Source organism: Paenibacillus sp. FSL K6-2859 (genome assembly GCF_038008265.1).
GTDB classification, from domain to species: domain Bacteria; phylum Bacillota; class Bacilli; order Paenibacillales; family Paenibacillaceae; genus Paenibacillus_AQ; species Paenibacillus_AQ nitricinens.
In genome coordinates this window covers 4,893,503-4,908,441 of sequence record NZ_JBBOYU010000001.1, presented here as the reverse complement: position 1 = coordinate 4,908,441, position 14,939 = coordinate 4,893,503, and the positions used below count along the sequence as shown (strand labels likewise).

Below are 14,939 nucleotides of genomic sequence, written 5' to 3'. Positions count from 1 at the left end.
GATTACTCGTCAGGTAGGGGGCACTTCAGGACAGCGCAGATGAAAAATATTACATGGGTTATATTTACAATTAGATTCTTTTTTGATATAGTCTAGTTAAGAAATGATTATAAACTCAATATACTACCAAACGCAGAAGCACTGCTAATTCTTAGACTTTTAGTCTTTGATTTAGTATGTGCTTTTTTTTTCGTTTGTAAGGAAGGAGTGACAAAAATGATAGGTCAGAAGATTACAAGCAATAACGAGTTGCTACGATGTAAAGAACAGCAACAGATTTTAGAAATATGGATGAATGGCGAACTAGAGGAGAGATGCTTAATCGCCAGCTTTAACGCGGAAACAATTAAAACGATGCAAGGATGTTATTATCCGCGGAGTAATATTACTTTGCTAAAAGGTAGAGCGACGAAGGTCTATGAATTCAAAAAATGATAACATATTGAAACGCTGGATAAATATTGATCGTACCATAGGCATGGTTAACTTTAACAGTGGAGGAATGGAAATGAATAAACAATTAACCCCAAGAAGAATTATTGCTTTGATTATGATATTAGTAGGTTTGGTCCCCAGCAACTGAAATCATCAATAACCCTGAGGCTCTTCCAAACTTTGATGCTGAAACATATCTTAAAACTTCAGTATCTGGGATGATGGATTTGAGCGTAGATATGTTTAAATTTGCAGGTGAAGCAGAAACAGGTATAGGGGCGATCGCCGTAGGCTCTATTCTATTATTTGTCCGCACAACAGAATGGGAGAAAGAGTTTTATAAAAAAGTATCTTCGTTTTTCTTACCATAAAAAGATGGGAGAGAAGGCATTTAGATAAATCATCCGAATGCCTTTTTATTTAGTATTGTGTCCGATTAGATTGATTCTGTCTTTCAAATTCTATCTCCACAAGTCTCACTAAATCGGATGGCTTTATATCCAAGCCCCTAGCAATATCAAACAAGCTAGTTAAAGTTGGCTGGTATTTACCATTCTCAAGTTCTGAGATATAGCTGCGTTCCAATGTGCTATCTACAGCAAGTTGGGCTTGGGTGATGTTCTTATTAATACGAATACTTTTTATTACTTTTCCGAATACAGCTTCAAGTGGCAAAGGAAGGACTCCTTTTACACCTATTATCCGAAATATAGTATATAAAAAAGGTCTGGTATACTACACAAAATGGTTTAAAATAACATTTAAAGATGATATGATTGGATAAGATAACCTTAGTAAACTTAAAAACTGATTACACAAGGTGGAGAAGAAATGAAAATTGTACGTCAACAAAATGATTTTCTTGTAATATCTTGTACAAGGTGTTCACAGCAACATGTGATTGAGTATCCAGGCTTCAATAAAACGACACAAGGATACCAATTAGTGAAAACAGTTACTTGTAGATGTGGAAATATTTCAAATGCTGCCAAATGGGAGAAAGTAATTAGTAGTCGTACAAAAGATAGACTAGCTGATGCATACATAATGATAAAAGGGACTATAGGAATAATATTCTTTATAGTTGTCGTTATATTTGTATTCAAAGGTTGTTCAGCGATGATTGAACCTAATAATGAAAAAAAGAATTTCAATGACATAACGGAAAAGGAATATAATGATTTTATGAAATGGGATGCAAAAGAGCAGCAAAAAAAGAGAGATGAGTCTCCTGCGTTCGGGAAATAGATTTAAAGAATCTCAACAGTGGACAATATAGTTTTATTAGGGATCAGTAATTGCGCTTAAAGCAGCAAAGAGAGCAAGTCCTGTGTTGGTTTAAATTACATTAAGAAGTAAGGTAACTAAAGCTAAAGAGCTATGGATGATTCCATGGCTTTTTGTGTTGAAGTGAGGTGCGTTGTTCATAAACGCTCTCTTTTTCAAACATGATGGATATCATTAGGGGACTGGATTAAAAACATGTGATATGATACTCTGGTTTTGTAAATCGATAAAGGCAATAAATGTTAAGAAGGAAACCCGATAAATAGTGGAAATAGCTCAAAATAATATCGGTACAAAAACACTCTATCCAGCCATTGCTGAGAAGTTCAAGACCACCCCTTCACGCGTAGAACGCGCCATTCGCCATGCGATTGAAGTGGCCTGGACCCGTGGCAACATCGACTCCATCAGCCATTTATTCGGCTACACCATTAATATCTCCAAATCTAAGCCTACTAACTCGGAATTTATTGCCATGGTAGCCGACAAGCTGCGGATTGAGCATAAGGTTAGTTGAAAGGGTTAGGGGCAGTGCGTGGTAAGGGATTGTGGGTTGCTTGTAGGTGTTTAGGCTAAAACAATTTTGCCTACAAACTTCTTTTTTGGGTAATTTAAAGCCAATCAATTTCTTCTTTGTATAAGTATAAATTTCACTCCTTTATTGGGTTCGGTAAATCCAATGGAGGAGTGTTTGTTTATGGCTGTGTAAAATGAATTAGAAGCACATGAACAGTTAACTTTCTTCAATAGAGTTGATTATAGAGATTATTTAATGGAACAATTTAGCATCTGATAAAACAAATATTTAATTTAGAAGGAGACATATGAACTTGAAAAAATAGTGGGAGTGTGAAATGTGGAAAAAATATTATTGGTTTGTATTATGATAATGTTGATGTTAGCATCGGCTAATGGAAATGTTGAAATGACATCAAATCCAAATCCTTTTAGTGAGCCTAAATCTGAAACGGATGAGTCTATTATTCCAAAAAACACATCCGTATATTGTGCTCAAGAAAGTATAAATTTGGATAGTGAAACTGAAAAAGATTTCTATGGAACTTGGAAAGTTGCGAAGCTTTTAGGTTTTGCAAATTCATATAATGATGCTTCTGAATATCCAACAGGGCAAAAATTCATTGGCGATGAAATTATCATCAAAAAAGACTTTTTTTCATCAAAAGGACTTAAAAACTATAGTGTTTATCAATATGAACTAAAAAAACCATTATATGAGATTACAGCGACATGTTATAACTCTGACTCTTTTTATAGATTATATAAAATAGATATCCCAGACTTAAATATAAATGATGTAGTAAAAGTAATAAATATAAGTGACCCTTCTACAAACCTTGGAATACCTTTAAGTTTTTTTGTTGTTAATAACGATAGGCTTATCTTATTATCAGAGGCAACTATTTTTGAGCTTAAAAAAATTACTGATTAAATGAATGCGATTCTGAAAATACCGTTGATATGGAATGGCGTTTATTATTTGCGTTGTATTTTAAATTTGGTAGTAATTTAAAATGAATAGTTAGAAAATATTTCCTTATCAAAAAACGTATGCTCGGTATAATGCAGCAAAAAGACACTGAGATCTTATTCATCAGTGTCTTTTTTTTAGACATTTTCCCACCAGAGGGTTGTAGTTTAAAGCAGCTTAATCAGCTCTTCTAGCTCGTCAACCATACCTTTTGCAAGTTCAAAATTATTGTCTTTTAATGCCAATTCTATTTTCGTTTCAACTGCTTTTTTATTTTGTTCATTTTCTAAATAGTCTTTATCAAAATGACTGGCATAAATCATCTTTCTGAATTTTCGCATACTCATTTTTCTAATCGTCTTATCGTCAATGATTAATACATAATCCATACCATTTACTACAGAATAGAAATCATGAGAAATCATGAGAATCGCACCTTTATAATCTTCAATGGCTTTCTCCAGTGCGATTTGTGTATAGGTGTCTAAATGGCTTGTCGGTTCATCAAGAAGCAATAAGTTTGCTTTGCTAGCAGAAACTTTTGCCAATTGCAGTATATTTTTTTCGCCACCGGATAAAGATTCTACCTTTTGATTAAGAATTTCTCCTTCAAAGCCATAGTTTGAAAGATGTGCTCTAATCTCATCATAAGTTGCAAACCCAGCATCGATGAAGTCTTCTAGTATGGTATTAGAATCCTTTAGCACTTCGTCTTGAAGCTGAGAAAGATAAGCCACTTTAATATTAGAATTTATTTCAATTGAATCATGATTATTTTTAAAGATATCTCGGAGTAAAGTCGTTTTTCCGGTACCGTTTGGACCGATAAGGGCTACTTTATCTGTAGGTTTCATCTCAAAGTTAACATTTTCTAAAATCAACTCATCAAAGGAAACACTATAATTATTCACATTTAAAACAGTGATGTCTTCTTCAATTTCATTGTCCACACCAAAACTGATTTCCGGTTGCTTTATATCAACGAATGGCGCTTTAATTTTTCGCGCTTCCAATCTTTCTTGAAACTTAACCCTAGCTTTTAACGCTCTCCCTCTAGATGCTTCTGAATTATAGGTTGCGATCGCTCTAAGATTATCAATAATGTCATCGTATCTCTCAATTTCTTCTTGTTCAGCGACTGCGATTTCTTGTAACTCAATTTTTGTCTGAAGTAATGAGAAGTTATACTCAATATATCGCCCATCGAACTCTTGGATCTCCATGTTTTCAAGGTGTATAATTTTGTTAAAACAATGATTCAATAGATAACGGTTATGCGTAACAACTAGCAATATTCCTTTGTGAGCATTAATAAGATTTTTAAGTGCATTTAGATTTTCAAAATCTAAAAATACATCGGGCTCATCCATAATCATTAAGTCTGGACTAGTGAGCATTTCCTTCATCACTTGAATAAGCTTGAATTCCCCACCACTTAGGTCGGATACCCTAGCATCTTTTAGCTTTAAAAGGTTGGCCAAATTTAGTTTCTTATTAATATTGCTTTCAAAATCATTTCCATCCATTAAATCAAAGGCATCTAGAGCTAATTGATACTTTTCGAGTAATGAATCAATATCTGATGATGTTTCCATTTCACTGAGAATACCTGTTATTTCATTTTGTATCTTAATAAATTCTTCTCCTATATATTCAAAAACGGTTGTTTCTTTAGTTCTGTCTACTTGTGAGAACTGACTTACATATCCAATTTTGCAGGTTGGGTCAATTTCTAGCTTGCCTTCGAACAAATATTTTTCTGGATCCATCAGTATATCGATCAGTGTACTTTTACCACTGCCACTTGTTCCTATAAAAGCGCAATGTTGTGCTTCTTCTAACGTAAATGAAATGTTTTTATATAGTTCTTTTTGCGGAAATGCGAAGGATAAGTTATCAACTTTTATCATAGTATTACCTTTCTTTATAACTAAATTAGTGAATATGAATAGAAGGATTGAAGATCATAGATTTTGAGTTTACCGTTGATAGAGTAACACTGTTTACATACAACTTCAATCATTTCGAAATAAAGTTGTTTGTGAAATCGAAAAACACAACTTAGAAAAATAGAATCAGACATACTCAGATGGCTTCTTATAGCAAGATTACATACGGCCAGTAGTTGTGTTGGCTGTGGCAGAGTCTCTTAGTATATCTTTCATGTTACGAATCCATTGGTTATAATTGGAAGAATAATAAATTCAGGAGGTCGTAGACATGAAGAAGAAAATAGTAGGAATTGTAGCAGCCGCGTTGTTACTTGGTGGTTCAATAGGATTCGCAGCGAGCTCGTCGTTAATTGGCGCTAAAGTTTCCGGAATGTATACGATAAAACAAGACGGAAAGAAGATTGCAGATGCGATTGTAGTAAATAACTCGGCCTACGTACCTGTGCGCACGATGTCCGAAGCGACCGGAGCAGGGTTAACGGTTGAAGGAAAGACGATAATATTGGAGAGTAAGGAGACTGAGAAGGCAGCACTAAAAGCAAGTATTGCAGCTGCTAAACTCCGGGAAAGATTGGCAGGGGCAGAATCAAGCGTTCAAGTTCTCAAAGAAGCCATCCAACTGGTGGAAACTACTGCGGCCGACCTAACAAGCGCAGCAGACCAAGAGGCTCGAAGAAACTATATCGCGGAGTTGAATAAACGTGTTGCCTTCATGGAAACAGAAATTGCGCAGCTCAAGGAGCAACTTGGCGAATAATAAATGAGTAATGACGAAGAGTCTCGCCATTACTGGTGCGGCTTATCCGTACTCAAACATTCGACGACGAAATTGGCTGCGAACCTGCGGATTGTGTGGTGGAATGACCGATATATCAGGCGGAGTTAGACGCAATAATGGCGTTAATATCAGCGCGTTGAGGAGGTTGTGTTCTTTGACCAAAAGGATGATAATTAGAGAAATAGCAGAACTAATTACTTTACATAACTTTATACCCTAAAAGCGAGGCGTAACGAAATGAATACATCTGAGTTTCAACAGTATGTGAAGAAGTTCAGTGAAACCAAAGGTTTTGACACGAGCTCCATCGAGCAGAGAATGCTGTACTTAATGACTGAAGTAGGGGAATTGTCCAAAGAAGTGCTATCCGTATCCTTCGACCCCGGTGCAGAGAAGAAAGAAAACTTGGGATTTGAAATGTACGATGTAGTGTGGAATATTTTTGATTTAGCCAATAAGCTAGGCATTGATCTGGAGCAGGCTTTTAAACGTAAGCTTGAGATCAATGAGGAGCGGTCCTGGGAATAATTGAATACGATAAAAAGTCCAAGGACCTCCCTTGAAGGGAAGCCTTGGACTTTTTTGCCTAAAAAATTTTATTTAAATGAAGCATAACCTTCATCAGCCATTACAACACTACCGTTAATTGCACTAGCTTCTGGTAAGGAGAGCAAGTATACAGTGTCTGCAACTTGTTCAGGCAATGTTAATTTGTTACCCATTACTTTGCTCTTCATCTGGTCGACCATTCCTTGATCTTTATATCCTTGGATAATAGGCGTATCTACAGCGCCTGGCGCAACGGCAAGCACGCGGATGCCATGAACGGACATTTCAAGTGCTGCGGATTTAGTCATCATAATGACCGCACCTTTAGAAGCGTGATATGCGAATGTACCTGGGGAAGCTAGGAATCCAAATACAGAAGCTGTATTGATGATGACCCCTTTGATGCCGAGCTCACGCATTTTTTTACCTGCTGCGATAATACCGTGGGCAACACCATGCTGATTGACATTAATAACACTATGATAATCCTTAAGGTCTTGGTCTAGTACAGGAGTGACGCGGCCGATCCCGGCATTGTTGAACATAACATCAATTCTTCCATATGTGGCAATGGTTTTCTCAACCAGTGCTTCTACCTCTTCGTATTTTGAAACATCCGTTTTTACGAAAATAGCTTCGCCACCATCCTTGATAATCTGTGCGACCGTTTCTTCACCTAATTGTTGATTGAAATCGGCAACGACCACTTGATCACCTTTACTTGCAAATTTAATTGCGGTTTGTTTCCCGATTCCACTGGCTCCACCTGTAATTACGGCTACTCTTTTGTCTGTCATTTGGGACTCCTCCTCGAGAAATATAGTTATACTAGAAATATAGGTTTATAAGGTGAAAAGGTTATTTACTAACTTATTTACATTGTAGCACTTGTCTAAATTAATTAAAATTTAAGTAAATTTAATAGGTGTTAAGTAAATATTAACTTAGGGAGTGATTCAAATGAATTTAGAGCAATGCGAAAATATCGTAGAAGTCGCAAAGATTGGTTCACTAACCAAAGCTGCTCAGAATCGTCATATTACCCTGTCTGCCATAAGCCAGTCCATAACACTGCTGGAAGCGGAGCTTGGAGTTACTTTGTTCATTCGTTCGCGAGGCCAACGAGCAGTTCCTACAGCAGAGGGACAAGCTATTATCAGCAAAGCAAATGAAGTCTTGATGAAAGTAAATGAATTAAAAGCTGAAGCACAGATCTACAGTGATGCGCTTAGTGGTCATTTGAAGATTGCTACGATTCCGGGACCTATGCACCTAATCGTGAAGGTCGTATCCGGTTTTAAAGCGGATTTTCCAAATGTGAATATAGAGATTTTTGAAAAGGGACCTAAAGAAATTCTGGATAATGTGCTTCAGGATGAAATGGATATCGGACTGATGGTCTCGCCAGAGGGTTTATCAGAGAAACATAAAGGGGTCTTATTCGAGGAATTAATGGAAGGTAAGATTGTTGTAGGCGTACATCCTCAATCACCACTAGCTTTAAATACAATAATTACGCCCGAACAGTTAGTAGGCCAGACGTTGGTTTTATACGATGATCATTACATACAGGACTTTGTGGAGCGTTATTTACTGAAAGTCGGGCCGATGAATATTCTTTTTACAAGCAATAACACCCGTGCCATTGACAATGCAGTGGCGTCAGGACTCGCGATCACGATTGGGATGGATTATTCTTTTCTAAAAACATTTGAGGGTTCTCAGAAGATTATGAAGACAATCGAGCTACGATCACCAGATCATAATACTCCGGGGTCCATTGTTTCAGCTTCTAAACAAGGATCGAAAACGGTCAGAAGATTCATCAACAGGTTGAAACATGAATTTGAGGAGGGGATTAGAAGAAGTTAACAGTATGCCTTGGTAAATTTTATCTAACCTTTACGCTTCCTAGTTAATATAAACCCTATGATGTTGTCCAAGCTCAGAATAGTTATTAGGACAGCCAAGTGGGGAGGATGTCAACACAGTGAGAAGGTATCTAAGGCAAATTAATATGGCAGTTATTTTTGTTTTGTTGATTTCGTTGTTGCAGCCGGGAGTATTTGTTCACGCTTCCATTTCTGATTTACCAGCAACAAACTACGGAACCGTTATTGATGTGCGGCAAACAGAGCTTGCACCTGGGGCGATGTACACCTGGATGGATCTTCAGAATGAACGTGGTTTACAAAAGATTCATGCAGTGGAGTTCAATCCAGGGCAAGGCCATTTAGAACTGCGGGCAGGTAAGAAGGATGGAAAGGTATACGGTATGAAGGGTGTTACAGAAATGGCCGCTTATGCGGATTCGCCTGGAAACCGGGTGATCGCAGGAATTAACGGTGATTTTTATGAAATCTCCGGTTTTGCCACAGGTGTTCCGAATGGATTATTTATGGACGATGGTGTAATCCTGAACAGTTCGATTTCAGCTTTTACTTTCGGTTTAAAAGAAGATGGCAGCTCGATTTATGGGGTGCCGAAGCTGACCAAGAACGTAACGATTAATGGAAAAACAACGAATTTAACCAGCATCAACCGATATCGGAATACGAATGAGCTGGTTCTTTATACGGAAGATTATAATACAACTACAAAGTCGACCAATGAGGGTGACGAGGTTGTTCTAGATATTGTCGAGGGAGAAGTGAAGAGCGGCCAGACCTTGAAGCTGAAGGTATCTGAGATTCGCAACAATCAAGGCAATACGCCGCTTACCAAAGGAAAAGTAGTTTTGTCTGCTAACGGAACGTCTCGTGCTGTTCTGCAGGGGTTATCGGTTGGCGATAACGTTACTGCGACCTTTGCGCTTAGCGGAGAATGGAATGATGTGAAGGTAGCCATTGGCGGCGAGGGGCCGCTGGTAAAAGACGGAATAGTTCAACAAGGTGTAGGGCCTTTAGGAATTCATCCACGTACAGCCATTGGGACAAAAGCGGACGGAAGTCTCGTTCTATTCGAAGTGGATGGAAGATCTCCAGGTTTTAGCGAAGGTGTAGATACCGATGAGCTAGGCTACATTCTGAAGGATATGGGCGTAGTGAACGCCATGAATCTGGATGGAGGCGGCTCTTCTACTTTTGTGGCCAGAATGCCGGGTGCACCTGGTGTCAAAATGATGAATCAGGGCTCTGATGGCTATGAACGTAAAACCGGCAACGGTTTGCTGGTCGTCAACACAGCCCCAGAGCAATTTACAGCTTCTAAGCTGGTTGTACAGCCGAATGCGGAACGTATTTTGCAAGGCTCCAGCTTAATGTTCAAAGCAGCAGGAGTGGACGAGAACGGCCATCCAGCACCTTATTCGGGTACTTTGAATTGGCAGGTGGACGCTAACCTTGGTACTGTCGATGCGAACGGAGTCTTCACCGCAGGAACCACTGCCGGCATAGGGACGGTAATTGTAGAGGCTGGGGCAGTCAAAGGCAGTGGGGAAATCGAAGTCGTGGATAAGCTCACAGACCTTAGTTTTCCTGATGAGATCAAAACTTATTCTTCAGGTGCTGCTGCGCAATTAACTGTGAAGGCGCTACGGAATGGACAGGTAATTCAAGCCGACAACCATAGTTTTGAATGGCGGGTTGAGGGCGAGATCGGAACTGTAGATGAGAAAGGTCTGTTTCAAGCGACGAGTGAAAACGGGAAGAACGGGAAGATTTATGCTAAGTACGGGGACGCCCAGACCTCTTTTGAAGTAAATGTGGGGTTGCCGCCTGTAATGCTGGAGGATTTTGAGAATGGCATTGATAAATATATTGCCTCCAGTGCAGCAGCTAACAGTGTAACAATTCAGGAAGTGACAGATCAGGATTTTGTCCGCAATGGGGCTAAAGCCTTGAAGCTGGAATATGATTTTGTTAATAAAACGGGCACATCGGGTGCTTATTTAGCCGCAGGCTCAACTGCCAATCGGATTCAGATTCCGGGGTATCCTGAGAAAATTAGTATGTGGATCTACGGAGATGGCAAAAAACACTGGCTGCGGGGACAAATTCGTGATGGCAATAATGCAGCAGTGCCCGTGGATTTTACCGATCAGGTAAATGGTGTGAACTGGACGGGTTGGAAATACGTCGAAGTATCCGTGCCTAAGGGGAAAGCCACCCCGTTAACGATGGATATGCCTGTCCGCTATATGGAGACAAGCAATCTTAACAAGAGCGCGGGTGCTATTTACGTTGATGATATTCGTGCCATTTATGGTCCGATAGAGGAGGATAGAACACCTCCTGTGCTTAAAGATGCCTATCCTGGCGTGAACGAAATTGTCAAAACAGCTTCGCCGACTCTTTCCGTCAATGGTGAGGATGATGGTTATGATCCAGTGGTGCATCCGGGAACGACCTTAATCGATCCGGACAAAACACGAGTGTATGTGGACGATCAATTGGTGGAGCATGGCTTTTATCCTCCAAAAGGTCAGATTACTTATAAACCAAAGGTTCCACTTACAGAAGGCCGTCATAAAGTGAAAGTTGCGATTCGCGATTTGAGCGGTAACCAGACGATAAAAGAATGGTATTTCACAGTAAATTTGGGCTCTCCGTTCTATGTGTACAAAACACCAGAAGTAGTATATGCCGGGAATACTTACACTTTGGACGTAACGGCTGAGAAAGCGGGCAAGCTGAAGGAAGGAAATCTTACGTTTGCTTTTAATCCGGCTGCAGTTAAAGATTTGCAGGTAATTCGGGGGGATAAGGTATCAGAAACGCAAATAGAGTCGATCATTGATCCAGCTTTGGGCACAGTGCGTCTTAACTTAACGAATATCAATTCCTCTAATTTAGGAGATATGGATCTAATCGGACAAATTCAATATACGGTTCGAAATGATTATGCGGGTCCTTTTACTCAGGAGCAGCTGGCTGGGGATACAAGCAAACCTTTTGTAATTGAAAATACATCCGGTTCTGTAACTTCGACAGAAGGTACCGGGGTTCCTATTTCTTTTATTGGAGCGGCTGTTGAATCTGTTGTAAAGACACAGTTGATGCTCACTTGGAACCATTATGATCTTGCGAAGGGCTTTGATGCGTCTTTTGCGGTAAAAGATCTGAATGGAAGTGTTGTTGAAGGTGCGAAGCTGCTGTTCGATGGATTGGAGGTACAAGGCGCAACTTCAGGGGGAAGTGGGACACTTACAACTGGCTTTGTCACTTCAGCTGAAGGAACTTTTAAATTGCAGGCGGTAAAAGGAAATACTTATAGTCCTGTAATGACGTTCAAGGTTGCTTCATATGACGGTACTGCTGCTCCTCGTAATGTTAATGTTACGATGGGTCAAGATGCAGCGACTTCTCGCCAATTCACTTGGCAGACAGAACCGCTAACCGTGAATACTGTAGTAGAACTTGTGAAAAAAGCAGAGTTCACAAGCTTTCAAGCCGCGAATGTAACAAAAATTACTGGCAGCAGTTCTATCTACAACACCAATAATGATGGAACCATGCGAGTGCATAAAGCAGAGGCAGTAGGGCTTATCCCTGGAACAGAATATGTATACCGTGTGGGGGATAACGAGTTAAATGTAAGTGAGCAAGGATCTTTTGTTACAAGTGGTGGTGAGGACACTTCTACAAAATTCCTGTTTATCGGAGATTCCCAAGCAGATTCTAAAGCTGGATTTGGTCTTTGGGGCAATACGATTGAGGCTGCTTTTGCCTATATGCCGGATGCTGAAATGCTGGTCCACGCTGGAGATATGGTGGATAAAGGCTTTGAACAAGAGCAGTGGAACTGGTGGTTCGATGCAGCCCAAAAGCAGCTGATGAATACCACGCTTGTTCCGATTATCGGGAACCATGAAGTGATGGGAACCAATGGCGATGGGGATTACCTGGCGCAATTCAATAACCCGCAAAACGGTGCGGCGAGCGTAAAAGGTACGAATTATTCTTTTGACATTCAGGATACACATTTTGTGGTTATGAATACAGAGCATTCAGGTGCTCCATACACTGAACAGGCAGAGTGGCTGGATCAGGATCTATCCGCTACAGATAAAAAGTGGAAGGTGATTTTTTTCCATCAAGGGCCCTATGGCAGCATCTATTCGAATGAACAGGTGCAAGCAAAGTGGGTGCCGGTGTTTGATAAGCATAATGTGGATCTAGTGATGAACGGTCATGATCATATTTACTTGCGAACTTTTCCAATGAAGGATGGTAAGCAGGTAGCAGAAGGCGAAGGCACACGATATGTTATCGGCGGTTCCTCCGGTCCTAAGTTCTATGCGCTGACGCCACGTTTTTGGCAGGAAAAAATATATGACGAAGATGAGCAAATCTATACGGCTGTTGAGATTGGGAAGAACGAGATTACGGTTACGGCAAGAACGGTAGACGGTGTAGAAATTGACCGTTTAGTGATCGGAAATTTTGTTCCAAAATCCATTACGCTGGATCAAACAGCTATTGAGCTTGAGCCTGGTGCTAGTCTGCAATTGCAAGCTAAGGTAGTGCCGGATGAGGCTAATCATCTGATAAAACTGTGGTCCATCGTTCCTGAAAGGGCAGAATCAGTAGTTACCGTAGATGGAAATGGCTTGGTTACAGCGCTAAAACCAGGGACAGCTAAGGTGAGAGTCACAGTGGCAGGTTACCCGAATATTTTTGCGGAAAGTAAAATAACTGTAGATGTGCTACAAGCGATTAAGCTTCAGGGCAAGGGACAACTTAAACCAGCAGAGGCCGACCAGACAGTCACTGAAGCTGTCTATGCATCCGGTAAACGAATCCCAATATTGGATGGACTTCAGTATTCCAGCTCGAATGAGCATATTGCTACAACCAATGAACAGGGCTTGGTCCAGGCTCATCAGGAAGGCTCCACTGTGATCTCAGTAACTTACAGGGAGTTCGCCTCGGAGTATAGTCTCGTCGTAACAAATGATGAGGCTCCTATTCTTACAGAAATAACGATAAAAGGGCCGGATTCGCTGGAACAAGGAAATAAAGGCTCCGTTGTTGTTCAGGCGGTATATAGTGACGGGAGTAAGCAAGAATTGGTCGAAGGCGTAAGGTATGATACATCTGATCATTCTATTGCAATGATTAGTGAGAATGGGGAGCTTCATGCATGGAGTGCTGGTATAACAAAAGTCAGCGCTGTTTATAAGGGGTTCAGCACTGAATATATTTTGACAGTGACTGAAAGCACGCCAGGTACGCGTCCGACACCAAGCCCAGAGCCAACACCGGAACGAACAGCGGAACCAACACCAAGTCCAGAGCCAACACCAGGAGGCTGGGTGCCGGGACCTGCGGTGACACCAAAGCCGACTGCTACACCGACACTAACTCCGTCGGCATCTGCACAAGCGGGTGTAGTAACCATAACAGCCTCTCAGCTGTCAGAGAACAAGAATGCTCAAGGTGAAGTTGTGGTTTCAGTTGCCGGTTCGGTTACGGAGTTGCTTTTACCAGGCAATGCAGCAGAGCTACATGGACGCGCACCGCTTAGAGTGGTTATGCAGGATTTATCCGTTACGATTCCTGCTTCAGTAATGACAGACCTAAGTAAGCTAGTCTCAGCTGAGGCTCTTGCCAAGAGTACGATTTCACTACGGTTGAACACTTTAGCTAGTAATACAGCCGTGGATCTGTTGGATCGTGCAGGAACTCTAGCTGGAGCACAATTAAGAGCGAAAAGTGATCTGCGAGAATGGTCGCTCAGCATCCTCACAGAGAATGGCCAGTCCTTCTCATTAAGACAGTTTGCAGAGCCGATCACGATTTCATTTAAGGTCGGTGCGAATGTAGAGCAAAGCTTACTGGGTATTTATTTTATGGATGATGCTGGCAAGTTGGAGTATATGAGCAGTACATGGATGAATGGTTATCTATCTGCTGCTGTCAGTCATTTTAGTAAATACGTTGTATTAGAATATGAAAAAACATTTAATGATCTGAAGTCGGATCACTGGGCTTACTTTACTGTGAAGCAGCTTGCGGCAAAACAGCTTATACAGGGGGTAGCTGTGGATCGTTTTGATCCAAACCGTGCGGTTACACGTGCGGAGTTTACAGCGATGTTAGTCCGTGCGCTTGGCTTAAAAGGTCAAGCAGAAGCTGGATTCACTGATGTATCTGCTGATAAATGGTATGCAGAAGCAGTAGGGTTAGCAAAACAAGCTGGAATTGTTAACGGTCAGACCGCTTTACTGTTTGAACCGGATGCCAGGATCTCTCGTCAAGAGATGGCAGCGATGCTGGCTCGTGCATATGCATACGCCAAGAACAGCGTATCTGTAGCTAGTCTTAACGTTTCAGCATTTAATGATATTGACACTGCACCGCAATGGGCTCAAGAGGCTATCAGCGAGGTGTACAGACTTGGATTGATGCAGGGACGTGCTATAGCGCAATTTGCTCCGAAGCAAAACGGCACACGTGCTGAAAGTGCACAGATGATCCTCAATCTGTTGCGTGTTATGGAGTAACGA

12 protein-coding genes and 1 pseudogene are annotated in these 14,939 nt (G+C 40.7%); 10 read left to right on the top strand and 3 right to left on the bottom strand.

Annotation, left to right across the window (positions count from 1 at the left end):
* Nucleotides 1–216 precede the first annotated feature (216 nt).
* Together MHB64_RS22025 and MHB64_RS22020 are read left to right on the top strand one after the other, a co-directional pair.
* A complete protein-coding gene (locus tag MHB64_RS22025; RefSeq protein ID WP_341135376.1) occupies nucleotides 217–435 on the top strand; it encodes a hypothetical protein in 219 nt (72 codons plus the stop codon).
* A gap of 218 nt (nucleotides 436–653) precedes the next feature.
* On the top strand, nucleotides 654–806 hold the full coding sequence (locus MHB64_RS22020; RefSeq protein WP_341135375.1) for a hypothetical protein: 153 nt from the start codon (nucleotides 654–656) through the stop codon (nucleotides 804–806).
* 49 nt (nucleotides 807–855) lie between these two features.
* On the opposite strand, the gene MHB64_RS22015 is transcribed toward MHB64_RS22020, so the two are convergent.
* Nucleotides 856–1,110, bottom strand: a complete 255-nt coding sequence (locus tag MHB64_RS22015; RefSeq protein ID WP_341135374.1) for a helix-turn-helix domain-containing protein — start codon at nucleotides 1,108–1,110, stop codon at nucleotides 856–858.
* Nucleotides 1,111–1,266: 156 nt separating this feature from the next.
* Between MHB64_RS22015 and MHB64_RS22010 the strand changes: the two genes are divergently transcribed.
* The 3 genes and pseudogenes from MHB64_RS22010 to MHB64_RS22000 all read left to right on the top strand — a co-directional run bounded on the left by MHB64_RS22010 (nucleotide 1,267) and on the right by MHB64_RS22000 (nucleotide 3,172).
* Entirely contained in the window at nucleotides 1,267–1,683 is a 417-nt protein-coding gene (locus MHB64_RS22010) for a hypothetical protein (RefSeq protein ID WP_341135373.1), read from the top strand.
* A gap of 331 nt (nucleotides 1,684–2,014) precedes the next feature.
* Nucleotides 2,015–2,239: pseudogene (locus tag MHB64_RS22005) on the top strand (sporulation initiation factor Spo0A C-terminal domain-containing protein); the annotation flags it as partial.
* A gap of 339 nt (nucleotides 2,240–2,578) precedes the next feature.
* On the top strand, nucleotides 2,579–3,172 hold the full coding sequence (locus MHB64_RS22000) for a hypothetical protein (protein ID WP_094873638.1): 594 nt from the start codon (nucleotides 2,579–2,581) through the stop codon (nucleotides 3,170–3,172).
* Between the two features lie 206 nt (nucleotides 3,173–3,378).
* Here MHB64_RS22000 and MHB64_RS21995 read toward each other — a convergent pair whose 3' ends face one another.
* Nucleotides 3,379–5,121, bottom strand: coding sequence for an ABC-F family ATP-binding cassette domain-containing protein (locus MHB64_RS21995; protein ID WP_341135372.1), 1,743 nt, complete (start codon nucleotides 5,119–5,121; stop codon nucleotides 3,379–3,381).
* A 310-nt stretch (nucleotides 5,122–5,431) separates the two neighbouring features.
* Here MHB64_RS21995 and MHB64_RS21990 point away from each other — a divergent pair, with 310 nt between their 5' ends.
* The 3 genes from MHB64_RS21990 to MHB64_RS21980 all read left to right on the top strand — a co-directional run bounded on the left by MHB64_RS21990 (nucleotide 5,432) and on the right by MHB64_RS21980 (nucleotide 6,469).
* The gene (locus MHB64_RS21990) at nucleotides 5,432–5,920 is read left to right on the top strand and encodes a hypothetical protein (RefSeq protein WP_094873634.1); all 489 of its coding nucleotides are present in this window, start codon (nucleotides 5,432–5,434) and stop codon (nucleotides 5,918–5,920) included.
* 3 nt (nucleotides 5,921–5,923) lie between these two features.
* Nucleotides 5,924–6,049: a hypothetical protein gene (locus tag MHB64_RS21985; protein WP_341135371.1), complete on the top strand. Its 126-nt coding sequence runs from the start codon at nucleotides 5,924–5,926 to the stop codon at nucleotides 6,047–6,049.
* Between the two features lie 129 nt (nucleotides 6,050–6,178).
* Nucleotides 6,179–6,469 (top strand): MazG nucleotide pyrophosphohydrolase domain-containing protein, encoded by a 291-nt coding sequence (locus MHB64_RS21980; RefSeq protein ID WP_094873632.1) that lies wholly within the window; start codon nucleotides 6,179–6,181, stop codon nucleotides 6,467–6,469.
* 68 nt (nucleotides 6,470–6,537) lie between these two features.
* Here MHB64_RS21980 and MHB64_RS21975 read toward each other — a convergent pair whose 3' ends face one another.
* Nucleotides 6,538–7,287 carry an SDR family NAD(P)-dependent oxidoreductase gene (locus MHB64_RS21975; RefSeq protein WP_341135370.1) on the bottom strand — a complete coding sequence of 250 codons (750 nt, stop codon included), beginning with the start codon at nucleotides 7,285–7,287 and terminating at the stop codon, nucleotides 6,538–6,540.
* Nucleotides 7,288–7,450: 163 nt separating this feature from the next.
* On the opposite strand from MHB64_RS21975, the gene MHB64_RS21970 reads away from it, so the two are divergent.
* On the top strand, nucleotides 7,451–8,362 hold the full coding sequence (locus MHB64_RS21970) for a LysR family transcriptional regulator (RefSeq protein ID WP_341135369.1): 912 nt from the start codon (nucleotides 7,451–7,453) through the stop codon (nucleotides 8,360–8,362).
* A gap of 118 nt (nucleotides 8,363–8,480) precedes the next feature.
* Nucleotides 8,481–14,936 carry a phosphodiester glycosidase family protein gene (locus MHB64_RS21965; RefSeq protein WP_341135368.1) on the top strand — a complete coding sequence of 2,152 codons (6,456 nt, stop codon included), beginning with the start codon at nucleotides 8,481–8,483 and terminating at the stop codon, nucleotides 14,934–14,936.
* Nucleotides 14,937–14,939: the final 3 nt, after the last annotated feature.